Source organism: Streptococcus australis, from assembly GCF_019930045.1.
GTDB lineage: Bacteria > Bacillota > Bacilli > Lactobacillales > Streptococcaceae > Streptococcus > Streptococcus australis_D.
This window is the reverse complement of the sequence record NZ_JAHZQQ010000095.1, coordinates 1-3240: the sequence shown is the minus strand read 5'-3', so window position 1 is coordinate 3240 and position 3240 is coordinate 1. Positions and strand designations below refer to the sequence as shown.

Below are 3240 nucleotides of genomic sequence, written 5' to 3'. Positions count from 1 at the left end.
TTTGGCTCGGTAGCTCAGTTGGTAGAGCAATGGATTGAAGCTCCATGTGTCGGCGGTTCGATTCCGTCTCGCGCCATTTTCTTTAATAATAAGCGGGTGTAGTTTAGTGGTAAAACTACAGCCTTCCAAGCTGTTGTCGCGAGTTCGATTCTCGTCACCCGCTTTGAACTTTTGTTCATTACCAAGTTTTTAACTTGGGCGCGTAGCTCAGGTGGTTAGAGCGCACGCCTGATAAGCGTGAGGTCGGTGGTTCGAGTCCACTCGTGCCCATTTTGGAGAATTACTCAAGAGGCTGAAGAGGACGGTTTGCTAAATCGTTAGGTCGGGTAACTGGCGCGGGGGTTCGAATCCCCCATTCTCCGTACGGAATCAAGTTAGCTTTCTAGCTAACTTTTTTTGTTACTTTGATACATCAATAGAAATAAAATTGTAACAAAGGCGTAATATAAAATCTTTCATTTTCTGTTATACTAGTTAGTGTCTTATATGAAGGAGTCTTTTATTTTATGAAGAAAAAATTATTAACGACCATTTTACTTACTACAGTTGCTTTATCACAAGTAGGTACAGTTATTTCTGTAGGGGCTGATTCTACTGATGATAAAATTGCGGCACAAGATAGTAAAATTGCAGATTTGAGTTCAAAAGAACAAAGTGCGCAAGCACAAGTTGATCAAATTCAAGCTCAAGTTTCTGAAATCAAAAAACAACAAGAAACTCTTAAAGCTGAAAATGAACGTTTGAATGAAGAGTCTGCTAAACTTTCTGCAGAGATTGAAGAGCTCTCTAAGAACATTGTTGCTCGTCAAGAATCATTAGCGAACCAAGCACGTAGTGCTCAAACAACAGGAACTGCTACAAGTTATATTAACGCTATTGTAAGTTCTGGTTCTTTGACTGAAGCTATTTCACGCGTTTCTGCAATGAATGAAATTGCTAGTGCGAATAACAAAATGTTGGAAGAGCAAAAACGTGATAAAGAAGATATCGATGCTAAGCAAAAAGAAAACAACGATGCCATTAACACTGTTATTGCGAACCAACAACAATTAAATGATGATGAACAAGCTTTAGCAACTAAGGAAGCTGAGTTGAAAGTCGCTCAATTGAATTTAGCGGCTGAAAAGTCAACAGCTGAAAATGAAAAGAATGCTTTGCTTGAAGAAAAAGCAGCAGCTGAGAAAGCAGCAGCTGAGAAAGCAGCTGCAGAAGCTGCATACCGTGCTCAACAAGAAGAACAGCGTAAGGCTGTAGAAGCATCTGCTAATACTAGCTTGCAAGCACAAGTTCAAGCTGCTACTCAAACACCAGCAGCTGAACAAGCAGCAACTGAAGGTGCACAACCTCAAGCAACTGTTTCAACTCCTGTAGCACCAGCAGTTCAAACTCAAACTGTTGCTACACCTGCTGCAACTAGTCGTCCAACATACAGCTCTTCTGCAAGTTCATACCCAGTAGGTGAATGTACTTGGGGTGCGAAAGTATTGGCTCCTTGGGCTGGCGATTACTGGGGTAATGGAGCACAGTGGGCTGCAAGTGCTGCAGCTGCTGGATTCCGTACTGGTAGCCAACCACAAGTTGGGGCTATTGCATGTTGGAATGACGGTGGATATGGACACGTAGCAGTGGTTACAGCTGTTCAATCTACTACAAGTATCCAAGTATCTGAATCTAACTACTTAGGTATCCGTAGCATTGGGAACTACCGTGGATGGTTCAACCCAGTGAATGCACAAGGATCAGTTACTTATATCTATCCAAACTAAGAAATTAAAACACTCACTTTTCGTGGGTGTTTTTTACTATAGTTACTATTTTAATTTTTGATGGATTATGGATTGAAAAATCATGTAAAAAGCGTTACAATGGGTAAAGAGAAGATTTGTACAATTTGTACATTGTGGTTAATTTTATGTGGAGGAAATCATGTCGTTTTCGGATTTAATGCTGTTTGCTTTATCTTCTAACCAAGATTTGGCTGAACGTGTCTCTAAGGAGATGGGATTGCCACTTGGTAAGTCGACCGTACGTCAATTTTCAGATGGGGAAATCCAAGTCAATATTGAGGAGTCTATTCGTGGTAAAGAGGTGTATATTCTTCAATCTACAAGCTCTCCTGTCAATGATAATTTAATGGAAATTTTGATCATGGTAGATGCCTTAAAACGTGCCAGTGCTCAAACCATTAATGTTGTGATGCCCTATTATGGTTATGCTCGTCAAGACCGTAAAGCTCGTGCTCGTGAGCCGATTACTTCCAAATTGGTTGCCAATATGTTAGAGATTGCGGGTGTCGATCGTCTCTTAACCATTGATTTGCATGCGGCTCAGATTCAAGGGTTCTTTGATATTCCAGTGGATCATTTGATGGGTGCTCCATTGATTGCAGACTACTTTGAACGTCGTGGCATGATTGGTTCTGACTATGTGGTAGTCAGTCCAGACCACGGTGGTGTGACGCGTGCTCGTAAGCTAGCTGAATTTTTGAAAACACCGATTGCCATCATTGATAAACGTCGGAGTGTCGATAAAATGAACACCAGCGAAGTCATGAACATCATTGGGAACGTTGAAGGGAAAACTTGTATCCTGATCGATGATATGATTGATACTGCGGGAACCATTTGCCACGCTGCGGATGCACTTGCTGAAGCAGGAGCAGTAGAAGTCTATGCAAGTTGTACGCACCCTGTATTGTCTGGTCCAGCTATGGACAATATTCAGAAATCAGCGATTAAGAAGTTGGTAGTATTGGACACCATTTACCTACCTGAAGAGCGCTTAATCGATAAAATTGAACAAATCTCCATCGCAAAACTATTGGCAGAAGCGATTATCCGCATTCATGAAAAACGTCCTCTGTCTCCTCTATTTGAAACTGGAAATGCGAAAAAATCTTAAAAATGTAAAGAAGAGGTTATAAAAAGCCTCTTTTTTCAAGAAAGGAAAGATATGTTTTTCAACTGGTTAAAAAAAGAAAGTAAGATCAATAATCAGAGGGAGGAGTTGCTGAAAGAAGCACAAAAAAATGAGGATAGATTGGATCCTCGTCTACCCAAAAAGACCTTGCCAAAGAGTGGTGCAGTCAAATAGAGTAAGGAAAACACTCACAAAATAAAAGATTTCTACTTTAAAAGTCAAATCTTCTCTTACCTAAAAAAATACCCCAATTGTCAAGTCAAGTGCAACAAAGTCATTCCTCTGATTAAGCGAGTGTTCTTCCAGCTGTTTGAGCTAGCT

The 3240-nt window shown here is 40.6% G+C and carries 2 protein-coding genes and 4 tRNA genes; all 6 read left to right on the top strand.

What is annotated here, in order from left to right; all coding sequences use genetic code 11:
• The first annotated feature begins 3 nt into the window (after positions 1-3).
• The 6 genes from K1J10_RS10325 to K1J10_RS10300 all read left to right on the top strand — a co-directional run bounded on the left by K1J10_RS10325 (position 4) and on the right by K1J10_RS10300 (position 2901).
• Positions 4-76, top strand: a tRNA-Phe gene (locus K1J10_RS10325).
• 16 nt (positions 77-92) lie between these two features.
• Positions 93-163: transfer RNA gene (locus tag K1J10_RS10320), tRNA-Gly, on the top strand.
• Positions 164-196: 33 nt separating this feature from the next.
• Positions 197-270, top strand: a tRNA-Ile gene (locus K1J10_RS10315).
• Positions 271-274: 4 nt separating this feature from the next.
• Positions 275-362, top strand: a tRNA-Ser gene (locus tag K1J10_RS10310).
• Between the two features lie 144 nt (positions 363-506).
• The gene (gene pcsB / locus K1J10_RS10305; RefSeq protein ID WP_223357287.1) at positions 507-1766 is read left to right on the top strand and encodes a peptidoglycan hydrolase PcsB; all 1260 of its coding nucleotides are present in this window, start codon (positions 507-509) and stop codon (positions 1764-1766) included.
• Between the two features lie 160 nt (positions 1767-1926).
• Entirely contained in the window at positions 1927-2901 is a 975-nt protein-coding gene (locus K1J10_RS10300; RefSeq protein ID WP_061564550.1) for a ribose-phosphate diphosphokinase, read from the top strand.
• Positions 2902-3240: the final 339 nt, after the last annotated feature.